The 25,665-nt window shown below is 42.9% G+C and carries 22 protein-coding genes; 9 read left to right on the top strand and 13 right to left on the bottom strand.

Going from position 1 to position 25,665, the window contains the following annotated elements; genetic code table 11:
* The first annotated feature begins 382 nt into the window (after window positions 1-382).
* A complete protein-coding gene (locus tag L3V35_RS18205) occupies window positions 383-2,107 on the top strand; it encodes a phospho-sugar mutase (protein ID WP_237300403.1) in 1,725 nt (574 codons plus the stop codon).
* 129 nt (window positions 2,108-2,236) lie between these two features.
* Here L3V35_RS18205 and L3V35_RS18200 read toward each other — a convergent pair whose 3' ends face one another.
* The 4 genes from L3V35_RS18200 to yegD form a co-directional block, all read right to left on the bottom strand.
* On the bottom strand, window positions 2,237-2,869 hold the full coding sequence (locus tag L3V35_RS18200) for a LysE family translocator (protein ID WP_004730073.1): 633 nt from the start codon (window positions 2,867-2,869) through the stop codon (window positions 2,237-2,239).
* 150 nt (window positions 2,870-3,019) lie between these two features.
* Window positions 3,020-3,652, bottom strand: a complete 633-nt coding sequence (locus tag L3V35_RS18195; RefSeq protein WP_054547111.1) for a fumarylacetoacetate hydrolase family protein — start codon at window positions 3,650-3,652, stop codon at window positions 3,020-3,022.
* A gap of 349 nt (window positions 3,653-4,001) precedes the next feature.
* Window positions 4,002-5,051, bottom strand: a complete 1,050-nt coding sequence (locus tag L3V35_RS18190) for a porin (protein WP_054547112.1) — start codon at window positions 5,049-5,051, stop codon at window positions 4,002-4,004.
* 491 nt (window positions 5,052-5,542) lie between these two features.
* Window positions 5,543-6,895, bottom strand: coding sequence for a molecular chaperone (gene yegD, locus L3V35_RS18185; protein WP_054547113.1), 1,353 nt, complete (start codon window positions 6,893-6,895; stop codon window positions 5,543-5,545).
* A 159-nt stretch (window positions 6,896-7,054) separates the two neighbouring features.
* On the opposite strand from yegD, the gene L3V35_RS18180 reads away from it, so the two are divergent.
* Window positions 7,055-7,363, top strand: coding sequence for a DUF1289 domain-containing protein (locus tag L3V35_RS18180; RefSeq protein WP_081008987.1), 309 nt, complete (start codon window positions 7,055-7,057; stop codon window positions 7,361-7,363).
* A gap of 120 nt (window positions 7,364-7,483) precedes the next feature.
* On the opposite strand, the gene L3V35_RS18175 is transcribed toward L3V35_RS18180, so the two are convergent.
* The gene (locus L3V35_RS18175; RefSeq protein ID WP_017082477.1) at window positions 7,484-7,834 is read right to left on the bottom strand and encodes a HopJ type III effector protein; all 351 of its coding nucleotides are present in this window, start codon (window positions 7,832-7,834) and stop codon (window positions 7,484-7,486) included.
* 194 nt (window positions 7,835-8,028) lie between these two features.
* Between L3V35_RS18175 and L3V35_RS18170 the strand changes: the two genes are divergently transcribed.
* Window positions 8,029-8,688, top strand: a complete 660-nt coding sequence (locus tag L3V35_RS18170; protein WP_054547115.1) for a PilZ domain-containing protein — start codon at window positions 8,029-8,031, stop codon at window positions 8,686-8,688.
* A gap of 61 nt (window positions 8,689-8,749) precedes the next feature.
* Here the strand turns inward: L3V35_RS18170 and luxQ are convergent, their stop codons facing one another.
* The 5 genes from luxQ to L3V35_RS18145 all read right to left on the bottom strand — a co-directional run bounded on the left by luxQ (window position 8,750) and on the right by L3V35_RS18145 (window position 13,957).
* The gene (gene luxQ, locus L3V35_RS18165; protein WP_054547116.1) at window positions 8,750-11,320 is read right to left on the bottom strand and encodes a quorum-sensing autoinducer 2 sensor kinase/phosphatase LuxQ; all 2,571 of its coding nucleotides are present in this window, start codon (window positions 11,318-11,320) and stop codon (window positions 8,750-8,752) included.
* Window positions 11,320-12,414 carry an autoinducer 2-binding periplasmic protein LuxP gene (locus L3V35_RS18160; protein ID WP_054547117.1) on the bottom strand — a complete coding sequence of 365 codons (1,095 nt, stop codon included), beginning with the start codon at window positions 12,412-12,414 and terminating at the stop codon, window positions 11,320-11,322. The genes luxQ and L3V35_RS18160 overlap by 1 nt, the downstream gene beginning before the upstream one ends.
* Before the next feature lie 307 nt (window positions 12,415-12,721).
* On the bottom strand, window positions 12,722-13,036 hold the full coding sequence (locus L3V35_RS18155) for a GIY-YIG nuclease family protein (protein WP_054547118.1): 315 nt from the start codon (window positions 13,034-13,036) through the stop codon (window positions 12,722-12,724).
* Complete coding sequence (locus tag L3V35_RS18150; RefSeq protein ID WP_054547119.1) at window positions 13,037-13,693, bottom strand: YceH family protein; 657 nt, start codon at window positions 13,691-13,693, stop codon at window positions 13,037-13,039.
* 63 nt (window positions 13,694-13,756) lie between these two features.
* A complete protein-coding gene (locus L3V35_RS18145) occupies window positions 13,757-13,957 on the bottom strand; it encodes a hypothetical protein (RefSeq protein ID WP_054547120.1) in 201 nt (66 codons plus the stop codon).
* 195 nt (window positions 13,958-14,152) lie between these two features.
* Here L3V35_RS18145 and L3V35_RS18140 point away from each other — a divergent pair, with 195 nt between their 5' ends.
* From L3V35_RS18140 to L3V35_RS18130, 3 genes are all read left to right on the top strand, one after another.
* Window positions 14,153-14,467, top strand: a complete 315-nt coding sequence (locus L3V35_RS18140; RefSeq protein ID WP_004730049.1) for a DUF496 family protein — start codon at window positions 14,153-14,155, stop codon at window positions 14,465-14,467.
* Between the two features lie 212 nt (window positions 14,468-14,679).
* On the top strand, window positions 14,680-15,306 hold the full coding sequence (locus L3V35_RS18135; RefSeq protein ID WP_050052414.1) for a D-Ala-D-Ala carboxypeptidase family metallohydrolase: 627 nt from the start codon (window positions 14,680-14,682) through the stop codon (window positions 15,304-15,306).
* Between the two features lie 164 nt (window positions 15,307-15,470).
* Window positions 15,471-15,707, top strand: a complete 237-nt coding sequence (locus L3V35_RS18130; protein WP_004730045.1) for a hypothetical protein — start codon at window positions 15,471-15,473, stop codon at window positions 15,705-15,707.
* 32 nt (window positions 15,708-15,739) lie between these two features.
* Here L3V35_RS18130 and L3V35_RS18125 read toward each other — a convergent pair whose 3' ends face one another.
* Entirely contained in the window at window positions 15,740-18,331 is a 2,592-nt protein-coding gene (locus L3V35_RS18125; protein WP_237300471.1) for an ATP-binding protein, read from the bottom strand.
* Between the two features lie 995 nt (window positions 18,332-19,326).
* On the opposite strand from L3V35_RS18125, the gene L3V35_RS18120 reads away from it, so the two are divergent.
* Window positions 19,327-20,763, top strand: a complete 1,437-nt coding sequence (locus L3V35_RS18120) for a glyceraldehyde-3-phosphate dehydrogenase (protein ID WP_004730041.1) — start codon at window positions 19,327-19,329, stop codon at window positions 20,761-20,763.
* 281 nt (window positions 20,764-21,044) lie between these two features.
* Here L3V35_RS18120 and L3V35_RS18115 read toward each other — a convergent pair whose 3' ends face one another.
* Complete coding sequence (locus L3V35_RS18115) at window positions 21,045-22,124, bottom strand: hybrid-cluster NAD(P)-dependent oxidoreductase (protein WP_102561283.1); 1,080 nt, start codon at window positions 22,122-22,124, stop codon at window positions 21,045-21,047.
* Window positions 22,125-22,243: 119 nt separating this feature from the next.
* Window positions 22,244-23,905 carry a hydroxylamine reductase gene (gene hcp, locus L3V35_RS18110; RefSeq protein WP_054547123.1) on the bottom strand — a complete coding sequence of 554 codons (1,662 nt, stop codon included), beginning with the start codon at window positions 23,903-23,905 and terminating at the stop codon, window positions 22,244-22,246.
* A gap of 274 nt (window positions 23,906-24,179) precedes the next feature.
* Between hcp and L3V35_RS18105 the strand changes: the two genes are divergently transcribed.
* The gene (locus L3V35_RS18105; RefSeq protein ID WP_029221973.1) at window positions 24,180-24,410 is read left to right on the top strand and encodes a hypothetical protein; all 231 of its coding nucleotides are present in this window, start codon (window positions 24,180-24,182) and stop codon (window positions 24,408-24,410) included.
* Window positions 24,411-24,463: 53 nt separating this feature from the next.
* On the top strand, window positions 24,464-25,627 hold the full coding sequence (locus L3V35_RS18100; protein WP_237300402.1) for an alpha/beta fold hydrolase: 1,164 nt from the start codon (window positions 24,464-24,466) through the stop codon (window positions 25,625-25,627).
* Window positions 25,628-25,665 lie beyond the last annotated feature (38 nt).

The raw sequence follows: 25,665 nt of genomic DNA, 5'->3' as shown, positions 1-25,665 counted from the left end.
TATCCCGGCTGCACATGAAAGGCTGAATCTCAATCTACAACTCACATGGAACTAGCCTGTAAACGGGCTGCTGACCTCATATCAACCTAAGATCTAATACGGCTCATAAGCGTTGGAAGTTTCCATGAAAGATTCAAAAACGGCGAATTTGTTAAATTTTGTTATATTTATGTAAAAGGCTAGTTAGTGATATCCAATTGTTCAAGGTAAGTTTACTTACTAAACAGTCAATTATTTGAAGTTGCTTTATCCATATGCCCTTCCCTTGCTGTTGGAATTTATTTTAAATCGAGTTTTACGATTGCTTTCATGGAAATGATAATCAATATCACTTAAATTAAATCAACAGAAAGACATCCCGATATGAAAAGGTTTAGTAATTATGCAAGATGCTATGAACTGGTTAGCGAGAGACCCAGACCCAAGAACTCGTGAAGAGCTTCAACACCTCATCGATGAGGGAATGCACGACGAACTAGAAGACCGCTTTACTCAACGATTAGAATTCGGAACCGCAGGGTTAAGAGGCAAAGTAGGATGCGGTCCAAACAGAATGAACCGCTTGGTGATACAAGAAACGGCAACAGGCCTTGGCCATTACTTGATTGAACATGTCGCCAATGCCTCGATTCGTGGCGTCGTTGTCGGTTATGACGGGCGTTTAGATTCAAAACAATTCGCCATTGATACAGCTTCTGTGCTTACCGCATTGGGCATTAAGGTGTACCTAACCTCCGATGTCGCAGCAACCCCTATTGTTGCTTTTGGTATTGAGCATTTCAACGCAGCTGGCGCTGTTGTTGTTACGGCGAGCCACAACCCGCCGGAATACAATGGCTTCAAAGTATACTGGGAGAATGGCGCTCAAATCATTCCCCCTCACGATGCAGGCATTGCCGGCGAAATCGATGTCGCTTCAACCAAGCCAATCCCATTAATGAGCCTAAGTGATGCTGAAGCGCAAGGTAAGCTGGTGTGGTTAACTGAAGGTTATTATCAAACGTACCGTGCTGCTATTAATCAAAGTCCGCACGTGAATAACATTCTTGAATCGGCGAATACCACCATCACCTACACTGCAATGCATGGGGTGGGGGCAAAAATGGCGGAAGATCTTCTTCACGATGCTGGATTCCACAAGGTATTCAGTGTGGCTGAACAAAGAGAGCCTGATGGTAACTTCCCAACCGTGAACTTCCCGAACCCCGAAGAAAAAGGGGCAATGGATCTCGTTATTAACCTCGCAAAAAGTGTCGATGCCGACATAGCTTGTGCCAACGATCCAGATGCAGATCGATTCGCCGTTGCGGTCAGAACTGACGATACAGCTAGAACTGATGATGCTTCCTATAAAATGCTAACGGGCGATCAAGTCGGCGTGCTATTCGCGCATTACTTGTTGTCGAAGCCGCATACCAAAAACCAGTTAGTTGGTAACAGCATCGTGTCTTCAACTCTGCTTGAAAAAGTGGCTCAATCCCACGGTGCGACTTACTTCCAAACGCTAACGGGCTTTAAATGGTTGGCGAATATTGGGATGCAGTTGGAGGATGAGCAGAATGAGTTCTTGTTCGCCTATGAAGAAGCCCTTGGCTACACAATCGGCACTCAGGTACGAGATAAAGATGGGCTATCGGCTATCGTCGTGTTTGCTCAATTAGTTGAGGAGTTAAAATCTCAAGGCCGAACCGTTTGGGATCTTCTCGCTCAAATTTCATTTGAACATGGTGTTCATACCAACGCGCAGCGAAGCATTGCTCTTGACCCAGATTCACCATCAATAGGTTCTAAACTCAGAGCGGCACAACCTAAAGCAATAAACGGTGTTGCTATCTCTGTGATTGAAGATCTGCAGTCTTCTTTGCGCTTCGTCATTGGTGGCAATACTGAAGCGATTAACCAGCCTTCAAGTGATGTTCTCATCTATCACCTAGAAGATGGCACACGCATTATCGTCCGACCTTCAGGCACAGAACCAAAAGTGAAAGTCTATTATGAGACGGTAACAAAGTTCGAAGGGACAGAAACATACGAAGACACTCGCCTACGCGGTGAAGAAGACATGAATAAACTGATTGAACAACACCAGCAAGAGTTGAACGCTTAGTGAATCATCGTTTTCAAAACATCGTTCTATAAGGTGCAATATGTAACTGCTAGGAATAAAAAATGGACGCTCAAAGCGTCCATTTTTGTCTCAGCGGCTAACCGCGAGAAGATGTTTGGGTTGATTCGTCTACGAAGTAAAGAAAGAGGACAACATCCAGATAGCCAGCACGATGAAGACTCCGCCCATCACTTTCTGTTGATAGGTACGAAACTTAGCATTCTCTACGAGAGACTTACCAATCGTACCCACTAAAGCCACCAGCAAAAAGTTGAACGTTAAGCCGAGAACATTTAACAATAAACCCAGAACGAGCATCTGTTCACCAGAAGTCGCTTCAATATTCGTCGACACAAACTGTGGTAAGAACATCACAAAGAAAACCAACGCTTTAGGGTTAAGCAGGTTACTAATCAATGCTCGTTGATAGTAGGCTTTTGCAGCAAAGTTGTCACTTAACTCAGGCGCATTGCCCTGCTCTGTTCGAAGACAATCCCACCCCATTTTTAATAAGTAGGTACCGCCTAACAGATGAAGGGCTTTTAAAGCCACTGGACTCATTGCAATCAATGCTGAAACACCCATTGCTGCCAATACTGTCAGGATAATTCCAGAAGTCGCGTTACCCAAACTTGCAAACACACCAACCTTGCGGCCATAGCTCATACTTGAGCTCGCGATGAGTAACATATCAGGGCCAGGCAAAAGGAGAAGTGCAACAACGGCAGTCAGGTAAACAGGTAGTATGGCTAAGTCGATCATGGGTTTCAGTATTGATAAAAACGGAGGCGGATTTTATATCAATTACCAACACCCTTCCAGATGCAATTGGTTGTAGGATAGTAAAATATTCGAATTAAACACCATCAATGAACAATAAAGCAAATTTATTAACCAAATAGAAAAGACTACTTAACTTGCTACCCACTCGATCTCAATCAATGTCGTTTCACCACACTTTAGACGGCCAAGGAAGATATCACCTCGATGGACCTCACCAACACCTTTTGGGGTACCTGTCATTACAACATCGCCATCAAGCAAAGTCGTGTAAGAAGAGAGCTCTTCTAGGATAGTTTGTGGAGAATACAGCATCTGCTCAACGTGACCCTTTTGAACGCGGACACAGTTAATAAATAATTCTAGGTTTAACTCAGAGAGATCAAAATTATCAACGGGAACAAAGCGACTAAAGACAGCGGAACCATCAAAGGCTTTGGCACGCTCCCAAGGTAAACCTTTGGCTTTCAAACTGCTTTGCAACTCACGCTTGGTAAGGTCTAAGCCGAATCCCACTGCAGAATATTCACCGTTTTCAACAATAAAACAGATCTCTGCTTCGTAGTGCAGCGCTTCTTGATGAAAAGAAGACAGAGAAGAAGTAACGCTGGTGCTTGGCTTATTGAAAACCACCATAGAGTCAGGGATCGCATTGTTAAGTTCTTCAATGTGATCGACATAGTTACGCCCAACACACAGTATTTTGGTTGGGGTTGCTGTTCGTTTCGAATTCATCAATTGTTTCTGATCTACAACGCTGCTCATAGTTTATCCCTGAACTATTTTTAGAGAGCAGAGTTTAGCGCATCATAAAATGAGAGTCTTCGACAAGATGATTACCGATCTCTAAATTCTGATCTTGAGCTCAATTCATTGATTTGAATACTTTTAGGTTGATATAGGTGTATATCTCGACCAACCCACCAGAAATAGAGTCATCGGCTTACATAAATTAGAGAAAATGAAACTAAAGGAGGGCGTTAAATTTGAATAGCATTCATACGAAAGAAGCCCTCTCAAACCAAAAGGCTTGAGAGGGCTTAGCATGGTGTCTAGGACAGTATCCTAAAAGGTAAACTTAAGGAGTAAACACTATGCTAAATAAGTCTGCGACTTATAGGTAGTAACGAGCACCCATTAGCCATTGGTCGTCAGCTTTTTCTTTGTACACGCCAGAACCTTGTAGGTCGAACTGGTAACCAGCAAAGCCTACGAACTGAGATGTGAAGTTGTATTCAGCTTGTAGAGCTGAAGTGCTGTATACAGTTTCGCTGTTCTTGTCGTCTTCTACCGCTTCGTAGTTAACGCTTAGGTTAAGGCTGTTAGAAAGTGCGTAAGAAGCTAGTAATTCAATAGCTACTGTCTCTTCTAGTACGATGCTAGCAGAACCTACTTTCGCAGAGTTCATGTAGTTGTTCATCGCGTATACACCAGCAAGGTAAAGACCTTCCGCGCCGTATGAACCGTAAGTTGCACTTAATACGTGAGAGTCAGCAGTTTGTGAACCACGAAGAGCGTAGTCTACATCGCCAGTGTTGTATGCGTAGTTTGCAGTGAAGTCAGCAATTGCGTAGTTCAATGCAACTTGACCACGGTTACCGTATGTAGTTGCGCCATCAACCTTACGACCTTGCCAAGCAACAGCTGCGCTTAGAGAGCCTGCGTTACCGAAATCGATAGCGTTGCCGTAGCTCACCATCTCTTCACCACGACCAGTACCTAGGTTACCGTGATCTTCGTAGATGAAGTCATTCGCGAATGCGATTGGCATATCTGCTACGCCAGCAACGTTGTAGTAAGGTGCCCATTGAGTACCTACTGCTGCACGACCGTAATCGTCGTGAGAAAGACCAACGTAGCCAAGACGAGTTGTGAATGACTCTTCACCACCGTCAAGCATGTTTAGCGCCCATTCACCTTTAGCGTCAGCAGTAAAGCCGTTGCCAAGCTCGTGAGTTGCACCGAAGTTGATACGTGGAGAAACAGACTCTACACCGATATCATCGCTGTTTTGACGGTCAGCGCTGTTCACGTCGCCAACTGCAACTGATACGTGACCACCAACAGAGAATGTTGTGCCGTCTTCGTTGTAAAGTTCTACAGCAACTGCCTGTGTACCAAATACTGCACCAGAAATTGCTAGCGCTAAAAGTTTCTTATTCATTGTCATATCCATTATGTAACTGGGTGAGTTATTCACTAACAACCTCGTGCTTACGGAGAAGTTGTTACCTGCATTTAACAAGTAGGCAAACACTAATATACGAATGACAAAAAAGTTGCATTAAAATATATAAAATAAAAAAAATCACACTATAAAAATCAAAAAAAACTTTATAAACAATACTATACAAATAAAACCACAAGCGTAACTTGGTATTTATTGAGATAAATCTATCAATGATTTTGATTTTCTAGTCATCAAATAAACATTAAAAATCAAAATTAAAATTTACTCGTCAGACCATCACATGACAAAACCTTAACCTTGAAACATTTTGTAACACTGAGAATCTGATTGAAATATTTAATCGTGTGAAACAATTCCCACTTTAGAGAAGATAAAAGTACCTTAGCGAAAATTCATTAAAGCCAAACACAAAAAAAGGGCAACCAATCAGCGACTGGTTACCCTAATAACTCATCATTGGACTCTTATTTGAAGCAAACCTCAGCCCAACGAGCTAAACCTGATGTTACTGAACCGAAGTAATTACCACTCACGATAGGTACGTTCGGCACTGCTTGTTGTACGGCTTCACGAAGTATAGGTGAACGAGCTGAGCCACCCGTCATGTAAATTACGTCTGGCTTTTTCTGGCCTTGTTGCATGGCTTCTTTAACCAACTCAATCATCTTAGACTTTGGCGATTCAATAGCTTCAACCATCTGCTCAACGGAAATGTCCACTTCGACTAATTCAGAAGCAACATTAATCGCGGCTCGATATTGAGAAGATTCTGCTAGTGCAATCTTGGCTTCTTCCGCTCTGCGTACAATGCTATAGCCTAGAGTGTCATGATAAACCCTCATCAAACGCTCTAGCTTTTGAGGGTCTGACGCTTCTTTACGAAGTAACTTCAAGGCCGCTAGGTTTTCGCGAGAATAGAAGTTCTTTTGAGCTTCGACATTATTGATCGCAATTGGATTCCAGAATTGAGTCAGTGGCATATCGATACCCGAAATGCCTTTGCTGCCCATACCGAAAGGTGACATCAGTTGTTTGAAGGCAAGGTAGATATCAAGGTCATTACCCCCTACCCTTTGCCCGCTGTGAGCCAACAAACTCTGGGTTCGGTCCGCTTTACCCGACCAAGTTGGCCCCATTTCTAACAATGAGCAATCGGTGGTACCACCGCCAATATCCACAACCAATACCGTTTGGTTTTCAGTCAGGGTACTTTCGTAATCAAGGCCTGCGGCTACTGGTTCAAATTGAAAAGCGATATCAAGGAAGCCTGCACGCTTAGCTGCGCGTGAGAGTATGTCTTCAGCTTGTCGGTTTGCTTCTTCACCACCTCGACCATGGAAGTTAATTGGTCGACCGATAACAGCTTGTTTAATCTGATCTTGAGTCGTGAGTTCTGCTTGGTGCTTAATATTTGCCATCATGGCGCACACTAAATCTTCGAAGAAACTCACCTGAACATCATGCAACCCGCTTGCGCCAAGAAAAGACTTAGGGGATTTTACGTAATAAACATCGCGAGGGTCTTCTAAGTAAAGGTCCAACGCCGCCTGACCAAACGCCATATCTTCTGGCACCAAATCGATACTCTCTTCTCGATTCAAAGCTATAGCACGTCGTAACACTTGCTCACCAACCGCATCACTCGGTTTGATATTCAAATGGCGAAATAGATGTTCGGAAACACTCTCACGAGTAGGTGCAAACACGGTTGAGGGAATATAGTGATTGTTACCTTCTAGCGGTAACAGGCTTGGTTTTCCATCAACCATTGCCGCGACAGAACAGTTCGCTGTTCCATAATCAAATCCAATAAACATAATATCCCCCACTCAACAAAAGGGGCGAGATGCTACATGAAAAGCCTAAAAATTACGAGGTCATTTCTAAATTTAACTGAGTGATTTCTTAGCCTAACGGCTCTTAATAGGCAAACAAATATGCTACATTTCAGCCCAAATGAATCACAGGTTAGATAAATGAAAACACCTTGCCGAGCGGCTTGTAAAAATAATGGCGGAATGTGCAGTGGCTGCTTTCGAACAATGGATGAAATTATAGGCTGGAAAGGCTTATCTGAAGAAGAGCAAACGTCGGTTATGGATAATCTTACTGGTGTTAGTTCGACTCACCAATGTTCGCAGTGTAATGAGCCAGCTCAATGCGATATCAGTGCGGGTAAAGAGACGTGTTGGTGTTTTGAACTAGAAAAGCGTGATACTAGCGATATTCCAAAAGCTGGAGTATGTCTGTGCCGTAAATGCTTGTCTGAACTGCCTATTCAGTAGTTTTCGAACCTGTTAAGTAGTTTAGAACCTATTCCGCAAGTTACGTACCGGTTCAACATAGACAAAAAAGCGAGAGGTTATTTTCTCGCTTCAACATACTGAGATTTATTTGGTTAGTGCCTACTTCGTTTTTGCAACCAGCGCAGGCTGAGAAAACTGTATACCGTTCCAACCATGAACCATGAAGTTACGAATATTTTGATGGTCTGTGTTCTCTGGAAAACCTAGCACGTCGTTACGATAAAATTGACCAAAACAAGCAAGTGTTTGCTCCGCAGATAAACCTTGCTCCAAACCAAAAGCAAAAATCTTACACGAACCATTATTCTGCCCTGCAGTATTCACCACTTCACCATTGCGAAATTCACTCTCCGCAAAAACATAGTGAGCTTCGATCACTTGCATTGTATCTTCAAATTGCACGCTTTCTGGGGTTTCAGCCAGAGTATTTAATAAGGTTTCCAGTTCCATTTACTATTTCTCCATCAAGTATATATCTGTCAGCAGTGTATCTTGTTTTACGACAAGAGTAAGCCGTTGTTTACTTGGGACAGCGATTCACTTATTGAACAAACAATGCAAATTACCTCAATGAAACTAATGACATAGTTTTATCAGGACGTTATATTATTTTATCAGACGATTAACATTGTTCAGTAACGAATATGCATAAAGATAAAAACTTAGAACTGTTTAGATACCTCAAACCCGGTACAAAAACAGCAGGTGTATTAGAATTTGGCCCAGACGACTCGATCCAGATCACTACACTCTATATCGGACACAAAGAAGAACAATACCTTATCCTTGAGCTGTCACAAAAAGCGACAGAAGCACTGACGCTAAGAAAACTCATCAACGTGGATATTATTGTTCGTGCCATCACCGACACCGAACTTGGGCACATTGTCGCGTTTAAAACCAACGTACTGGCTCATATCACCTCGCCTGCACATCTTATTTTCCTTCGTCCGCCTTCAAGCTTTGCGACCAAGCCTATCCGTGAACACGAAAGATATAAGGTACGACTCAGCTGTGAAGTTACTTTTGATACTTTGTCATTAGATGCCACCCTGGTCGATTTTTCAGTCTCAGGCTGCGGCGTCTATATTACCCAGCAATCCGATATCGATGTCGGTTGGAAGATACAAGTAAACTCTGTCTTAAGTGAGTACTTAGATAGCGAACTGATCTACAACGTAGTGAGCAAAAAAAGACAAGGCCAAGGTTGGCTATTAGGCATTCAGTTCCCTGAACACCTAGATATGAGTGACGAGTTAAAAACGCTGCTGTTGGAGCAAGCATTTGTTGCCGGCTTTGTATAAATGCGTGTTCAAGTAAAGTTTATTCACAGCACTTGTTCTATCGCACTTTCAAAGGTTTAGATCAGTCGTTCGTTACATCCCAATGTGAGTTTTTAAAATGAACAAATGCTTGGTGTAGCGACTCTTCTTTAATGGGTTTTACAATCACGTAATTAGCCCCAGCAGCCATAAAGCTGTCTCTTGTCGACGCTTGAGCATCAGCGGTACACGCATAAATCGGGGCTGCAACGCCAATATCATCCCTAAGTTGCTGAGTAGTTTCAACGCCACCAAGATTGGGAAGTTGGTTATCCATCAAAATAAGATCATAGGTTGTCGCCTTAGCCCTTTCTAGCGCTTCTAAACCGTCTTTTGCCCATGTCACCACCATGCCATATTTTTTGCAAAAAGCTTGCGCAATAAATGCATTGGTGTGATTGTCTTCCACCAACAATACGCTCAAAGATCGACTAAACAACGCCTCTGGTTCGATATCAGCTTGTTGCTTCACGCCCAATAGCGGCTTAGAGTGCACTTCCACTGGGATTTCTATAATAAACTCCGAACCTTGGTTTATCTCACTGCGGACTTGAATGTCCCCTTCCAGCATATCGACCAGATTTTTTACAATCGTTAAGCCCAGCCCTGTCCCACCATATTCACGAGTCGTGGTCTCTTCGGCTTGAACAAAGGGTTCAAACACAGCGTCAATCTTGTTTTCATCAATACCAATACCGGTATCTTTCACTCGAACGATCAAACTAGCATGATCTGAGTTAAAGATACTTTCGAGTTCAAAACTAACGGAAATACCGCCTTGGTGAGTGAACTTAAGAGCGTTACTCACCAAGTTAAACATGATTTGATTCAGGCGCACTTGGTCGGTGTTTATTTCAATGTCATCAGCCAAATGATTCACAATAGTAAATGCGATCGATTTATCGCCACAAAGCGGACGATAGATACTGTCTAATGTATTAACCAGTTCACCCAAACGGAAGTCTTTCTTTTGAATATTGAACTGCCCCTGCTCTATCTTTGAGAAGTCCAAGATATCGTTAAGTACCGCCAGCAAATGTTCCGCACTATTGCAAAGTACATCCACCTGTTCACGGTTATCTTCACTGTGTATAGAGCGCTTCAGTAACTGAGAAACACCAAGAATACCATTAAGCGGTGTACGAATTTCATGGCTCATCTTAGCGAGGAAATCTGCACGTACATTCGCAAGGTGCTCAGCTTCTTCTCTTGCTCGATCGGCCTGCCTCTCGGCTTCAATGAGCTTAGTAATGTCTTGGCCTTGTACCACGACACCTGTGATGCCGTGTTCAACGCGAATTGCAGACATGTTCCAACGAAATACCTTCCCACCAATTGGCACGTTAATGCCCGTCAGCTTTGAACCTTGAACCACCATATGGATATTCGGTAGCATGCAATGCTCAAACTCTTGAGCCACCGCTCCGTAGTTATCATCGGCGTCAAATAGCGCCATACGAGCAGCGGGGTTCATCTGAATTAAGTCACCTTTATCAGACCAAACCAAGATAGGTGAATGAGCAAAGTTAAAGAGATCTTGGAACTTTTGGTTCTGTTCAGATAAACGTTCAAAAGTGTCCTCAAGGGTGCAACCAATATGGTGAAACTCGAAAATCTTGGAGCCATCGAACTTGTTGTACTCTTCGCCGTCACTTGCTGAGCGAGTAAAGTCCATCAACTTATCGAGTTCAGCCGCCACCTTTCTTTGAATCCAAGTTCGCGCAAAGAAAGACATCAATATGATCACCACAATCACAACAATGATCGCACGCTCATAGTTCTCTTCTAACGCAATGAAGTTCGTGTTCTTTTGGACAGCTCGAATGATGAGAGGCGTTTCAACAGCATTGATCTTAATAGTTGCGATGGTGACGAAATGGCGAGGCAATTGCTCGTACATTTTATAGTTGAGGATATCCGTTATTGTGTAACTTTCATCGCCACTGAATGTTGACGTAACCGGTGTACCGTGTGCTTCAATAACGATGTTCTCGCAATTGCTTCCCTGTTGAATCGATTCTGCAAGCGAGAAGTTATTATCGAGTACGATCGCGATATAGAGCTGGCCAAGAACCTCCCCTGTTTTGTTATCCACAATAGGAGTTCGGCGAGCCAACAAATGACGCTTACCAATATCGGTTATCACTTTAATGAAATGCCAGTTACTACTAAATGAAACCTCATCAGAGATATGTTTTAAGTTGGACTCGTCCAATCCATAAAACTGGCCATTACCATCGTCCCAAGCCAAACCATCATGAGTAGACACAAAACGCAAATCCGGTGCATGATCAGGTTCACTTTGGTCAACACCAAAAAAGAAGTAACTCAAAGCCTCTTTATTGCCAGTAGCAAAATACGCTCTTAGTGTTTCACTGTGTGAGCTACTGTCTTGATGAATTTGTAGCACCGACAAACGATAATCAAACATATTTTGGATGAGGCTTGAGGTTTGTTTAACCGTTCGATTCGTCTCTTGCTTTACGATGGTACTACTGGTCTCATAAGTATGAATAAGCACGCCAAGTGCCATCACACCTATCACTAAAATAATGATACGCGTAATGAGCCTAGCTAAAGTGTTTCTAGGTGTACTGGCGTAACTTTTCTTCATTATTGGCCTGAGTACCTAAATGCTCGCTGCTTAAGTTCTGAAATACGTTCTGGAGAATCTTCCTTGGTCACTACTTCAAATTCGCCAGAGTAAACGGTAGGAACTTTCAATCCGGCTAGATCCCACTTTATTGCCTCTGCCATAGCGATACCCGTATCATCATTCATGCGCATAACAGTGACATCTAGGTCGCCCCTTGCAATGGCTTCAAGTTCAGCGGATCCGCCTCCCCAGCCATTAACTAAGATATCTCGACCAGATTCACGAATGGCTTCTACTGCGCCCAAAGCGACATCGGTTGAACACGCATAGATAAAGTCTAGATCCTTATCGTTCGCTATGCTGATTTTAGCCGCTTGATAACCACTTTCTTTATCAGATCTTGTGTAGAACGAAGACTTGAGATCAAAATGAGTACCGGTATTCACTTCATGGATAAAGGTATCTCCACGCGCATCACTGATGTAACCTTGCGAGTAGTATAAAACAGAATACTTACTGGCTGGTTGGCTAACTTCTTTAAAATAATTTGCAAGTTTCAAACTACCGGTCGCATGATCAAAGCCCACGTACATGAATGGCTGTCTATCGGCCCACGCTCGGACTGGGGTCGTAATATTTTGAAGAATCAGTTTGGTGTCAGTAGAATTCAACACGTGCTCAATAAACTTGCGATGACGCGTCGTATCTAACGTAAAAATCAGATAGTCCGTCTTGTTTTCAATCGCCTCTTGCAAAGAAATGCTCTGTTGAGAGACATCTGCATTTACACGTGTAAACACTTGGTTAATTTGATAGCGAATTCTCAGCTTATCGAGACGTTTCTCAAAAGCTTGGATATTACGAACCCAATAATCAGAGATCTGTTGACCCGGATACACGACTGAAATCGTAATAGGCCTGTCTTGAACTCGTCTCAATGGCACAGGATGATTTTGCACAGCTTCGACCATTTTATCGGTCAGTGCTTTTTGTTCTGGAAAGTTGGAAAGATAATCTTGGTATTCCCAGTACCCATTGAGGACATGAGTTCCGTGAGAGAGAGCGGACGCAGAAAATACGGCAAGTCCAAACAACATCAATAAACGTTTCATATTTTTCTCGTTCTACATGAGCTACTTTGGCTCATTTTTTAACCTAGCATGACACCATCTCTTTGTATGGCTAAAAGATATTATGTAGGACAACGGTGATAAATGATAGCGCCTCATAATAATTAGAACGACATTCTAAATGAGCGATATGTTAATTTGGAATGGAGATTAGTAATAACAAGCTAGATGATGAAATAAGGCTCTCAAGACGAAAGTGAATTAATACATATAATCAATAACTTAGAATAATCCAGCGTAAGGTTTACATTATTAAGATTTAATCAATAACAAACATTTTAGCTATGAATTATGAGACTTCGATATATTGAATTCTGTCTTGTTGCCATTCAATAATTAGTTTGAGTGATACCAATTTTTCTTTGCGACATTTTGGTAGTTGTTTGATCGCGTATTCGGTTTTCAACGCCTCACTTTTTGACCCAACACCAAAACTCCAAACTAGCTTAAGCGGGCCTTTACCTTTTAAAGCTTTGGCGCCTTTACCGGTTTGATGTTGTTCAAATCGACGTTCTAAATTATTCGTCACGCCACAATAAAGGGCATTGTGACGATTGCGGATTAAGTACACGACCCAATCCGCATTTTTATCAGACTCAGACATCTAAAGCAGTGATTCAACCAGAGCCTTAAGCTCTGCCACTTCTTCACGTAGGCTTGCTACTTCTGATTCAAGCTCTTCAAACTTTTCGCTTGTCGCAGAGGGTGCAGCCGCACTTACCGATGCCGTCGCAAACGCTTCAACATCCACTTCACCACTCAATAAGTGCTGGTAGCGTGATTCGCGCTTACCCGCTTCACGTGGTAACTTCACGACTAAAGCGCCCGCTTCTCTTACGGCTAATTTATCGAGTGTCGCTTCAACCTCTTTCACATCACTAAAATTAGCAAGACGACCAGTACGAGTGCGCAGTTCGCCAGGCGTTTGCGCCCCACGAAGCAGCATACAGCAGATGATTGCGCGCTCTTGCTCTGTAAATTGCAAATCCCCAAATTCAGTATTACAGAAACGATGCTGATACTTATTAACACGGCTATTGAAGCTGCTCTCATCACTCACCATGCGGCGAGCTATCAAACCATCAACCGCATCTAAAACGTCCGACTCAGACAGAGAGAGAACTGGTTCTCGGTTACTCTTTTGGTTACATGCAGTCGTTAAGCTGTTTAACGTTAACGGGTAATGATCCGGGGTAGTGACTTCTTTCTCGATCAAGCAACCGATAATTCTCGCTTCAATTGGGGAAAGTACTGTGTTCATCGTTTTTCCTTTTTATTATTTTGATAATTCCATCTCAACATTTAACAATGCAGCCAGTAATGGCTAATGCTCAGACAAAATCGGTACTCGTTTCTTTCTGCCTTGTTCATCAATCATTATGATCTTAGAACGATTTAGCTCTATTTCCACGACTTCCAAATAAGTACGTTCTTGTACATACGCATCACGAAGCTTGTTTTGCTCTGCCGAAGGTTCAGTAACATCGCCGCCTAAATCTTCTGTTTCCAGTTGTTGTTGATTCATTTCACATTTCGTATCAATGCAGTGTCTATACTGGATACTAACTTGAACAGTTAGATAAAAACAATCGCACTTTAGCGAGAGTGCCGAATAATTATACAACCTTACTTTTGCTTTGATCTAAAGACTGTTACAACACTAACTGATGTGCTTTAATCAGAACCAGACAACGTATTTGACGATTAGGAAAAGGAATCTATGAGCAGCGTATTTGAAATTGTTAACCAAGCACGACGTAAGAACAAACTTAAGCGTGAACTTTTAGACAACGAAAAGAAAGTTCGCGACAACCGCAAGCGTGTCGACCTTCTTGATAACCTACTTGATTACATCAAGCCAGAGATGACTCACGACGAGATCTTAGGCATTATCAAAAACATGAAAGCTGACTACGAAGACCGCGTTGATGATCACATCATCAAGAGTGCAGAGATCTCTAAAGCTCGTCGCGACATCAGCCGCCGCATTCGTGAACTAACAGAAGAAGACAAGCAAACTCAAGGTAAGAAGTAATCTAACCTCGCTAATTTACTTGTAACAATGTTAGTAACCCACTCTTAGTAGTGGGTTTTTTTGTACCTAAACTCCAGCGTCTATACTTAAGCATCTAGACCTAAGCATCTAAACCTAACCGTCTAGACTTAAGCGTACCTAAGCAAAATGAATGAAACTCAACAGCAGTATCAAACTAAATAACGAGTGTACACTAGCGATGGAGAGACTTTATGTACGGAAGTATTCTGATTACCTTGGCGTTATCAACGACACAACCTTACCCTGAAAAATTTGAGAAACTTTATACCGAAGAGACCGAAATCACTTATGACGATCTCGTGGTCGATGTTCATGGCTACAAGGTTCCGACCCGATCAGCATTTCGAGGTTGGATGCTCCTTAACCACGCCCAAGATCAAGTCAAAGCGATCGGTCAACAACTCAAAGACAACGGCATCACTCAGAGCATGCCTCTGCATTTAGTCTTGTTGCAAGGCACGGATTGGGCAATGAGCAATACGACCCTGTTTACCCTTCCCAATAAGAAACATGTGCCAAACATGATCAATACCCTTAAGTACATACAACAATATATTGAGCCTGAAATTGGCGTTGTTATCCCTGTGTCCGGAGAGCGAACCAATATTTACAATCAACAAGCTGGCGGCGCACTGCGAAGTAAACACTTGGAATTCTGCGCCTTAGACTTAGTACCTGCGAATGATATTACTCGCGAAGATCTACACGTGAAACTTAAAAAGGTTCATGCTGAATTTGGGCAAAAAAATAACGTTGGGCTGGGTTTGTATTCTGGTGTTCGATTCCACATCGATACTTGCGGATTTAGACAGTGGTAACCACTCAATGGAGTCATAAAGACTTGATAATTATTTGAGTCATTATGACGCAAATAATTATCATGACACTTTAACCAATTGATTTAATGATTAAAATAAAACTGGAACGCTAATTGCTATTGATAACGAGTATCATAATTATTAATAGCAATTAGGAATTCAATATGAAGACGATGACTCAACGCTTTCAAACGCTACTTTCTGTTTCAAACTTCAGTCTAGCAACCACCGCCTTGCTTATGCTACTCAGTATTATTGTTGCTTATCCGATGGCCGATCACTTCTCACTGCCAATTCAAATTGTCGCACACATCAGCACGATCTTAGTGGCTGCATTACTAAAGATTAGTTATGTCGGTCGCTGCCTTGCGCAATACAACCTTGGGTTAGAAGTTCGCTAAATCGTACAGTGCTAGCCTTGATAATGAGCCAGTTAGACAATATCAAGGCTACTGAAAAGGTCATACAGTTGGTGGGATTTATAAGGTTTCGGCAAGTAGGCATTCATGCCCGCTTCAAAGCAATCTTTGATGTCTTCTTCCAGCACACTAGCGGTTAAAGCAATGATGGGTAATGGTGCGGCTCGTTGGTCACTCTCCCACTGTCGAATCGCACGGGTCGCCGTTATACCATCCATAACAGGCATCATGCAGTCCATTAAGATGGCATCAAACTGAGCGCCTTGAGTGATGACATCCACCGCTTCTTGGCCATTACTGGCAATCAAATATTCATAGCCCGCTTGCTCAAGGAAGAAGCTCGCTATCTTCTGATTCATTAGGTTGTCTTCAACAATCAGAATACGTCGGTTCAGAGAACGAACCTCTTCATCTTTTACTTCCACCGTCGGCGCTTGTTCTTCACCGATATCGAGCGATTGTAAGCTGTTTAAGAATCGTCGACCCAAGAATGGCAATGTATGAGTTGAGTGAACCGTTTCTGTGATTAGATTGGTTTTAAAGAGATGATGCTGACACACGATAACACGAGCCAAAGGGTATAACGCCTTCAACGTCGCAAGATCTTTATCCATGGAGTGATGCAGCGTATGACAATAAAGTATGAAGTCACTTTCTTTCAGGTTTTCATCAAGATCCGAAATGGATGACACAACATTAGGTCGAACATTTAAGCGTTCACACTCTTTGACCAGTTGATCGAGGTAATTGAAAGAATTCGAAATAATAGTCGCACGGTTTAGGTTGTCGAAGGTTTGAAGATGAGTTTCGACAGTGTCGACATACAAACAAAAAGTGAACGTTGAGCCCTCTCCTTTCACTGAACGTGCGGTTATGTAACCACCCATTAAATCAACAAGCTGTCGACAAATCGCAAGCCCTAACCCTGTCCCACCGAATTGGCGAGTAATACTGCCATCTTCTTGAGTGAAAGGTTCAAATATGGACTCTAACTTCTCAGGCTCAATCCCAATCCCGGTATCAGACACACTGCATTCAAGCTTGCCTCTACCCAAAGACATAGGTGTGTATGCGATATCCGTCGTAATCGTGCCCTTTGACGTAAATTTGATGGCGTTAGACAGCAAATTGGTCAGCACCTGCCTTACACGGTACTCATCGAAAAACAGCTGCGGTGGAGTTTGGGAATCGATATTGATGTCGAGTTCGATGTCCTTACTTATCGCTTTGGATAAAATCACACTTACTGAGTCGTAAACCGCCTCTCTCAGATCAGCATTATGTGGCGATAGCATTAAGTTGCCCGACTCGATTTTGGAAAGGTCAAGAATGTCATTAAGCAGAACCAGTAATGAGTGAGAAAACGATTCGATATCTCCTAACACTTCTTGTTGATTTGCGCTCAGTTGGCTTTGAGATAAGATCTCAGCCATCCCAATAATCCCGTTGAGTGGTGTACGTATCTCATGGGACATATTGGCTAAAAATGCGCTCTTCGCCTTATTAGCCGAAATTGCATCTTCTTTTGCTTCTACTAACTCTTTGTTATGTTGATAGTTACGCTCCATCACTCGATTCAAAGTTTCAGTGAACTCGGCAAGTTCATCGTTACCTTGAATATGAATGACCTTGGGCTTGCCGTAGCTATCCGCGCATTCAGACACCCCTTTCAAAATAATCGATAGGTTTCGATTTAAGCGAAGAGATGTCGCTACACCAAGCCACAACAACACACCTGAAACGACAAGAATAAGCAATGTCATAACCAGGGTTTGCCTTTTTTGCAGCGCTATATTTTTGGTCAGATCAAACTGTAATTGCTTCGTGTAAGCACCCACTGCCTTTGAAATTGCTAACTTCTTTCGTTCTAAACCTTCCACATGTTCATATATTTCAGGCGACGAGAAGTCACCTTTGAGGATTCGAGCTGTAAAACGGTTTTGAAATTCATCTTTAGAAAACGTACTTAATAGCTTTCTAATTTCAGGAGAACGGCTTCCTGATCGGAAAAACGTATCTAATAACTGCTGCTGCCTTTCTAAAGCACCAACATAACTCAATAAATATTGATCTATCAGCTCTGGAGAACGATACAAGCGGTAGCTCAACCACGCTTCTCGCTGAGTCCAGAACACGTAGTGAGTAAGATTGATAAACATCGCGTCAGCTTGACTGATCTTTTCGTCCACGATGATAATGCGATATTCAGATAGCTCCATTAACACACCTTTTAGCAAGTCAAAGGCATGTTCTGTCAGTTGCGTGTTGTTGTCCGTAATTTGTGATGCGTCGTTGTTCATACTGGAGGTTACGCGAGCGAGTTTCGCTAACACACTCTTAAGCTCAACCAACTGCGGTTCAACAGTCCAATTGCTATCGAACTGTCGAAGCTGTTTTTCGTTCTGAGCCAGTCTAGCTAAATCAGCTTGCAGCTTTAACAGCAGCAGCTCTTTCTCTGGAGAGTCATTAGACAGAACCAACCATCGATAAGCATCGCTTGAAACGGTATTAAAAGATTGAAGCGCTTCAACCTTAATACGAGTTGTTTCAAGGTGATTCATCTTCTTATCGTTCTTGAGCACTTCATTGACTGTAAAACCAAACATGATGAATACAGAAACCGTGGAAAGAAATATAAGACGCCATCTAATTGACATGTTTATCATTTTTATAACGACTCCCTTCCCGAAAGTAATTTTACCTAGCCCAAGTTAAGAATAGGACATTAACAGGACTTATTGATCAAATTGGATATGAACAAACGATACTCTGAGCCCAGAACGGTAAATTATGATCAACTTACCTCCATGTTTAGGCTTTAAAGGGGGGCTTTAACTAAACAGATAGACTCAAAACAAATATGCTTTAAGCAGTTGTGCTGTAAACAAGTGTGCTTTAAACACGCGAGCTCTAAACACAAGATGTTTAAACAGGAGGAGTATAGATGAGAGAGCTGTTTACAAACGAGGTATGAACAAGTGAAGTTTAACGAAGCAAGCTTTATCCAGTTATTATCACTCGCATAATAAGCAAACGGCCACGCTTCTCGGCTCCACAAGGTTGGGAGTAATGACTCTATAAACCAACAAACACCGAAGTTAAGTGAAATTTGTGAGATCCAATCGTTTGCGTCATGCACTTTTCGCACTCGAATTCGGCGTATTCAAAGATCGAAGAAGAAAACGCATTGATCACCTTATTTGTCGCTTACTGTTTACGTGTAATTTGAGATCACGATCACACCTTTAATGAACACTATGACTTTTATTACATATAATATTTTGATTTGAGTATTTTTTGGCGAAAAATAAGTGCTACAGATTGTTAAAGTCAATAGCCTTTATCGACACTTAAAACTTGATTTATGGCTAATATAAAGCCAACTTACAGATAATTTGTCTGCATTTATTTTTCCTAGCAGAATAACCCGTCGTACCTTACAATCCTGCCACATAAAAATTACAAGTTGCACACAAGGCATATCAAGCACATTTAAGTGGCAATAAAGACCACAGCCTGATACCTCAAATCCCCTATGCTGATTGGCTTCCCTACAACCGCCATGAATGCAGAAACTTAACGTGAAAGGTCCCGAGTAAAGATGAGTCCCGAAAAGCACCTCCTAGACTGGCAAACTAGTCAAACTATTGCTGAATCCATCGCTCCAACTTTAGGTCAGTTATACCGTCAAAAAGGCGTAGAAGTTATCCTCTTCGGCAAGACCCTGGTTAACGCGACAACTATCGACATCATCAAAGCTCACCGCATCGCAAAACGTTACACTGGTTCTCCTCTTACAGCAGAACAGACTCAACCAATCATTCAACACCTTCTCTCTATGGACTTGTCTCCATGTCGTATTGATGTTGGTCGCCTTGCCCATGCATTCTGGCAAGATCGCGAAGACACTCACGGGTTGGATGATTTTCTACAAACTGCACTTGTAGAATCGCTTCAAGGCGATGCAATGACCGAACCTCGTGACGTTGTATTGTACGGTTTTGGTCGTATTGGCCGACTGCTAACTCGTCTATTGATCGAGAAAAGTGGCCCAGGTTACCCACTTCGTTTACGTGCAATCGTTGTACGTGGTGGCAAAGACGGCGACCTAGAAAAACGTGCTAGCCTACTTCGTCGTGACTCTGTTCACGGCCAGTTCAACGGCAGTATCGTAGTTGACCAAGAACGTAAAGCAATCATCGTAAACGGCAACTTCATTCAAGTTATCTACGCAAACAAGCCAGAAGAAGTGGATTACACGACTTACGGTATTGAAAACGCACTTGTGGTTGATAACACAGGTGTATGGCGTGACGCTGAAGGCCTAAGCCAACACGTTGCATGTAACGGTGCGAAGAAAGTACTACTGACAGCGCCAGGCAAAGGCGACATCAAGAACGTAGTATTTGGTGTGAACGAGAATGTCATTCAACCAGAAGACACGATCATCTCTGCTGCAAGCTGTACGACAAACGCAATCACGCCAGTATTGAAAGCGGTTCACGACAAATTCGGTGTACTGTCTGGTCACATTGAAACGGTTCACTCATTTACCAATGACCAAAACCTAATCGATAACTTCCACTCAGGCGATCGTCGTGGTCGTGCTGCATCATTGAACATGGTACTGACATCGACTGGTGCTGCTAAAGCAGTATCAAAAGCGATGCCAGAAATGGAAGGCAAGCTAACAGGTAATGCGATTCGCGTACCTACGCCAAACGTTTCAATGGCAGTAGCAAACCTAAACCTTGAGAAAGGCACAAACAAAGAAGAATTGAACGAGTACCTGCGTGAAATGGCGCTGTCTTCTTCTCTGTCTGCACAAATTGATTACACAGACTCGACTGAGATTGTATCTACCGATTTGGTTGGCTCTCGCCACCCAGGCGTGGTTGACGGTGTTGCGACTATCGCACAAGACAACCGTGCTGTTCTGTATATTTGGTACGACAACGAGTTTGGCTACAGCTGTCAGGTTGTTCACTGTATGGAACAAATGATGGGTGTGCGCTACAAGACTTACCCTGAAGTATAAACTGCTTAGAGCCTGTAAATTGCTTAGATTCTATTACTTCCTTAGATTCTATAAACAGTTTTAAGTAACCAGCTCCACAACATAATAATTATATCTGCGAGGTCTGTAATGGGCTTTGCAACCCTTCTTGTTTTACTCCCCCGTATAAACAGGAAGGTTGCCACTTAGATCTGCTCTCTCTATCTGATCTAAGTGGCCTTTTTACAGCTGGCAAGCTAACTTTTATCGCTATGACAAGAACTTTATCCTCGTCACTCTTGGAAAGCTTCACTTCACATCTGTTACAACTCAACCTCAACATCTGACTGAATCGCACTCGAACACGCGAGTACATAACCTTGCTCAATCTGTTCTGGCGTCAAAGTCTCTTGGCTGCTTGATTCCACTGAACCTTTGGTTACTTTACACTTGCAAGAACCACAAATCCCACTGCGACAAGCAATGATAATTGGAACACCAGCTTTCTCTAATGAATCAGCGAGTGGTGTGCCCGCCTCCGCTTCTACTTCTGCGCCAAATGCAGGAACAAATACCTTAACGGCACCATTTGAATCTGCAGACGCTTCTGCTTGTGGTTCTTCTGAAGCAGTATTGCTATTGGCTAGTGAATTATTACTTTGAGTCGCTGGAGTAAAACTTTCTTGGTAGAAGTTATCCATGTTGAACTCAAGTTCTTTCAGGTAGTTTTCTATGTCTTGCATAAAGCTAACCGGCCCACACAAGTAAACGGTTCTGTCTAAAATATCTGGGCTGAGTGTTACCAACCAGCTCTTGTCTAGACGACCTTGGGGAGCAGTTGTTCCTTCACTGTCTTTCAGAAGTAACTTAAGGTTAAAGTTAGCGTGTGTCTCATCAAGTTGGTTAAGCTCTTCAAAGTAGATAGTCTCGCGTCGATTACGTGCCATGTGAACAAAATCGATTTCAACATCACTGCCTTGAGCCAACCAATACTTTGCCATCGCCATCACCGGAGTGATACCGCAACCCGCGCTCACTAGCGTTACTTTCTTGGTAGCTGTTGGCATGCAATCAATACAGTTAAACGCACCAGCAGGCTTCAATACAGAAACTTCATCACCTTCATCAAGTTCATCAACAATAAAGTTCGAAACCAAACCACCTTCCACACGCTTTACCGTCAGCTTCAGGCGGTTATCTTCAGGACAAGACGCTACAGAATAAGCACGGTAATCCGTTTTCGCCGGCATATCCAAACCCAGAGTAATAAATTGTCCTGGCTTAAAGTTGAAATGTAAGTCTTGTGGAACGCTGCCAAGCTCAAAGCTGACCGTATCTGGCGTCTCATGCCATTTCTTTAAACACACTAAATTGATTGAATCGCTATCCGACCATGCATACATAGTTCGTGTACCTTGCTAATGACTAGATGATTAAATGACTAAAGATTTAAATCGAAAAAGCCCCGCCGTTGTCTGTTTTAGAAAAACGTCACAACAACGGGGCTTAGAGTTGGCTTAAATTAAGCCGCTAAGATTGTTTTAAGATCTTGCTCTGGCGTTGAGATAGAACGCATATCGAACTCGTCTTGCATAATCTTTAATAGGTTTTCTGTTAGGAAGGCAGGTGCTGTTGGGCCAGTGTAAATACCTTTCACACCAAGAGCGAACAGGGTAAGCAGGATAACGATCGCTTTTTGCTCGAACCAAGATAGAACCAGCGTTAACGGAAGTTCGTTGATACCACAATCAAACTCTTGAGACAGTGCGATAGCAAGCTGAATCGCTGAGTAAGCATCGTTGCATTGGCCAACATCTAACAGACGTGGGATACCGTTAATGTCACCAAATTGGTTCTTGTTGAAACGGAATTTACCACATGCAAGTGTCAGGATTACTGAATCTTCTGGCGCTTGAGCTGTGAAGTCTGTGTAGTAGCTACGCTCAGACTTGTCACCGTCACAACCACCGACTAGGAAGAAGTGCTTGATGTTGCCTTCTTTCACTTGCTCAATAACCGCAGGTGCCGCTTCCATCAGTGCGTTACGACCAAAACCGACAGTGATCATCTGCTCGATCTCGTCGTGTTTGAAACCTTCTTGCGCAAGAGCACAGTCGATTACTGCGCTGAAATCGTCGCCTTCAAGGTGATCAACACCCGGCCAGCCTACAATGCTACGTGTAAATAGACGGTCTGCGTATGAACCTACATCAGGGTTAAGCAGACAGTTAGATGTCATTACGATGGCACCAGGGAAGTTAGCGAATTCTTTTTGCTGGTTCTGCCAAGCGCTGCCGTAGTTACCCGCAAGGTGTGGGTACTTGTTCAGTTCAGGGTAACCGTGTGCAGGTAGCATCTCACCATTGGTGTAAACGTTGATGCCCTTGCCTTCAGTTTGTTGAAGGATCTTTTCTAGATCATGTAAGTCGTGACCAGAAACAAGGATACAGTGGCCTTTCTTAGTCTTAACATTCACGGTTGTTGGTTGAGGGTGACCAAAGGTATCTGTCTCACCTTTATCCAGCATTTCCATTACTTTGTAGTTCATCAAGCCAATTTGCATAGACGTATCTAGCAGTTGTTTTAGGTCAGATGGGTCAGTACCTAAGAAAGCCATGATTTCATGGTATTCAGCAAAAATAGCATTGTCAGTTTGACCAAGAACACGAGCGTGCTCCATGTAGGCTGCCGCACCTTTTAGGCCGTATAGGCAAAGAAGACGAAGACCAATCACATCTTCGTGTTGAGAGTCGTGACCACGGTTTACCGCAGCTTGAGGGGCAAGTGCCAATAGCGCTGAAGAATCGGTTGGAAGATCGAATTGCGCAGCAGCCGAAAGTGCTGGAATTTCAAAACCAATCAATGTTGCTGCTGCACGAACTTTTTGCTCTAAACGCTGCTTGAATTCATGAGACTGTTGTGCGAATTCGATAATACGAGCAGGGTCGAAGTTAACGTTAGTCAGTGTTGCGAAGAACGCTTTTGGTGCCCACTCATCAACTTCTGTATCAATAACATCGCAAGCGCGACCTAGGCTTGCCCAAAAAGAAACACCTTGAAGAGAATGCACCAACACGTCTTGAAGGTCGGATACTTCCGAGGTTTTTCCACACATGCCTTGTGCGAAAGAACAGCCTTTTACGGTTGGGGTTTGAATCGTTTGTTCACATTGAATACAGAACATAAAGGGGCTCCAGTAATTTTTTATTAGCTGTAAGTGCTTTGCTTACAGTGACTTATTCCAAACCCTATAGAGCATCAACCGTGCCAACTTTTAACTCATTGATTTTATTGACCTTGCGTTTATTCCCTTATTTTAGTGCGTGATTATGACTACATATAAACTCTCAATCCACACACACCTGTGTCATAGTGACTCTCTAGAATTATTTGGTGGTGTTCATGTTTCGTTCAGAATAGAAGCGATATAGTAACAACATAGAAAAAGAGGAATGAATATGAAAAATATATTAGTTACGATTGTTGCGTTGTTTACTGGCCTTTTGGCGTTATTCACTAGCTTGATCCTTGCTATTCCTTTAGCTATCGCAGCTTTAATTACTGGCAAGCGCATTCAGAATCAAATGAAGAAACAAGGTTTCGCAGCTCATATGAACACTCGTCAGTCATCAACCAATGATGCCGGTGTTATTGAAGGTGAATACGAAGACCTTTCAAGCAGAAAGTAATCTAAACTTTAGTTTCAAACATAGTGAAAGCACAACAGAGACAACATTAAAAAATGCATAGAAATACCATTCTAACGCTGCTCGCCTTAACGACTTTAAGTCTCGTTGGTTGTTCCAACGAGACATCTATACCCGCTTACGAAACATCTCCAAGCTTGCCGGCCTATCAGCAAGATAGCTTTGATGCCTACGTCAATGAGACCCAAGATTGGCTGCTGAAAAACCGCGTGTTCATGACAAAAGACAAGCAGCTTGAGATTCAACTGAACTCCCCGACTGAATACAAACCTACCAAACCTAACGGCAAGGCAGTGTTATTGGTCCATGGATTAGGCGATTCACCCTATTCGTTTAAAGACATCGCTACCCATTTGGCTGAGCAAGGTTACTTAGTGAGAACCGTATTGCTTCCGGGTCACGGCAGTCGTGTGGGTGACCTAATGCAACCGAGCTTAAAAGATTGGCAAGGTGTGGTAGCTCACCATACGAAGTTACTAGAGCAAGAGTATGATTCTGTGTGGCTTGGCGGCTATTCAACAGGCGCAAACCTCGTGACTTCACAGGCGATGAACGATCCTAAGATCTCCGGGCTACTGCTGTTCTCTCCTGCGTTTCAACCGAGCTCATCTGCGGTTCAGTATGCTGGGCTAGCAAGCTACTTTGTCACTTGGGCGGATCAAGATCCTGAAGACAATATGTTGCGTTACAACTCACTGCCAATGAACGGTGCCTCGGTTTACTACGAGACATCAGAAGTGGTTCGTGAAGACCTGCAAGATAAACACTTCGATAAACCGGTGTTTATTATGATGAGTGAAGGCGACAGTGTGATTGACACTAGCTTCGTTCAACAAGCGTTTACTGAATCGATGCCCAATCCAAACAATGTTTTGGTTTGGCAAGGAGAAACCACACTCGACGATCCTCGCACTGTTCAATACAGCATGAAGATCCCAGAACAACGTATTTCGAACGGTTCTCATATGGGTTTGCTGTTCTCACCAAGCAATCCGTATTACGGAATCAATGGTAGCGAGAAGATCTGCTCCAATGGTCAAGAGGCAGGTTTTGAAGAACAGTGCAACGCGACAAGTGAAGTTTGGTACTCAGCATGGGGGTATCGTGAAGAAGGGAAGAACCATGCTCGTTTGACCTATAACCCTTACTTTGCTGACTCAATGAAAGAATTAGATACGGTTCTAAACTCAGCAGGCTAACTTCTTTTAGCTGTTAACTGTTAGCGTTTAGATCAGTA

The sequence above is a fragment of the Vibrio sp. L5-1 genome, from assembly GCF_021728315.1.
GTDB lineage: Bacteria > Pseudomonadota > Gammaproteobacteria > Enterobacterales > Vibrionaceae > Vibrio > Vibrio splendidus_K.
The sequence above is the reverse complement of the archived record's forward strand: the minus strand, read 5'-3'. Positions and strand labels throughout refer to the sequence as shown.

Coding starts and splice junctions, on each gene's coding strand:
- L3V35_RS18155 (WP_054547118.1), bottom strand. CDS start 13,036: ATGTCTGAGTCTGATAAAAATGCGGATTGGGTCGTGTACTTAATCCGC.
- L3V35_RS18135 (WP_050052414.1), top strand. CDS start 14,680: ATGTACGGAAGTATTCTGATTACCTTGGCGTTATCAACGACACAACCT.
- L3V35_RS18200 (WP_004730073.1), bottom strand. CDS start 2,869: ATGATCGACTTAGCCATACTACCTGTTTACCTGACTGCCGTTGTTGCA.
- L3V35_RS18120 (WP_004730041.1), top strand. CDS start 19,327: ATGAGTCCCGAAAAGCACCTCCTAGACTGGCAAACTAGTCAAACTATT.
- L3V35_RS18205 (WP_237300403.1), top strand. CDS start 383: ATGCAAGATGCTATGAACTGGTTAGCGAGAGACCCAGACCCAAGAACT.
- L3V35_RS18125 (WP_237300471.1), bottom strand. CDS start 18,331: ATGTTTGGTTTTACAGTCAATGAAGTGCTCAAGAACGATAAGAAGATG.
- L3V35_RS18105 (WP_029221973.1), top strand. CDS start 24,180: ATGAAAAATATATTAGTTACGATTGTTGCGTTGTTTACTGGCCTTTTG.
- L3V35_RS18115 (WP_102561283.1), bottom strand. CDS start 22,124: ATGTATGCATGGTCGGATAGCGATTCAATCAATTTAGTGTGTTTAAAG.
- L3V35_RS18150 (WP_054547119.1), bottom strand. CDS start 13,693: ATGAACACAGTACTTTCCCCAATTGAAGCGAGAATTATCGGTTGCTTG.
- L3V35_RS18170 (WP_054547115.1), top strand. CDS start 8,029: ATGCATAAAGATAAAAACTTAGAACTGTTTAGATACCTCAAACCCGGT.
- L3V35_RS18100 (WP_237300402.1), top strand. CDS start 24,464: ATGCATAGAAATACCATTCTAACGCTGCTCGCCTTAACGACTTTAAGT.
- luxQ (WP_054547116.1), bottom strand. CDS start 11,320: ATGAAGAAAAGTTACGCCAGTACACCTAGAAACACTTTAGCTAGGCTC.
- L3V35_RS18160 (WP_054547117.1), bottom strand. CDS start 12,414: ATGAAACGTTTATTGATGTTGTTTGGACTTGCCGTATTTTCTGCGTCC.
- L3V35_RS18145 (WP_054547120.1), bottom strand. CDS start 13,957: ATGAATCAACAACAACTGGAAACAGAAGATTTAGGCGGCGATGTTACT.
- yegD (WP_054547113.1), bottom strand. CDS start 6,895: ATGTTTATTGGATTTGATTATGGAACAGCGAACTGTTCTGTCGCGGCA.
- L3V35_RS18175 (WP_017082477.1), bottom strand. CDS start 7,834: ATGGAACTGGAAACCTTATTAAATACTCTGGCTGAAACCCCAGAAAGC.
- L3V35_RS18180 (WP_081008987.1), top strand. CDS start 7,055: ATGAAAACACCTTGCCGAGCGGCTTGTAAAAATAATGGCGGAATGTGC.
- L3V35_RS18195 (WP_054547111.1), bottom strand. CDS start 3,652: ATGAGCAGCGTTGTAGATCAGAAACAATTGATGAATTCGAAACGAACA.
- L3V35_RS18140 (WP_004730049.1), top strand. CDS start 14,153: ATGAGCAGCGTATTTGAAATTGTTAACCAAGCACGACGTAAGAACAAA.
- hcp (WP_054547123.1), bottom strand. CDS start 23,905: ATGTTCTGTATTCAATGTGAACAAACGATTCAAACCCCAACCGTAAAA.
- L3V35_RS18130 (WP_004730045.1), top strand. CDS start 15,471: ATGAAGACGATGACTCAACGCTTTCAAACGCTACTTTCTGTTTCAAAC.
- L3V35_RS18190 (WP_054547112.1), bottom strand. CDS start 5,051: ATGAATAAGAAACTTTTAGCGCTAGCAATTTCTGGTGCAGTATTTGGT.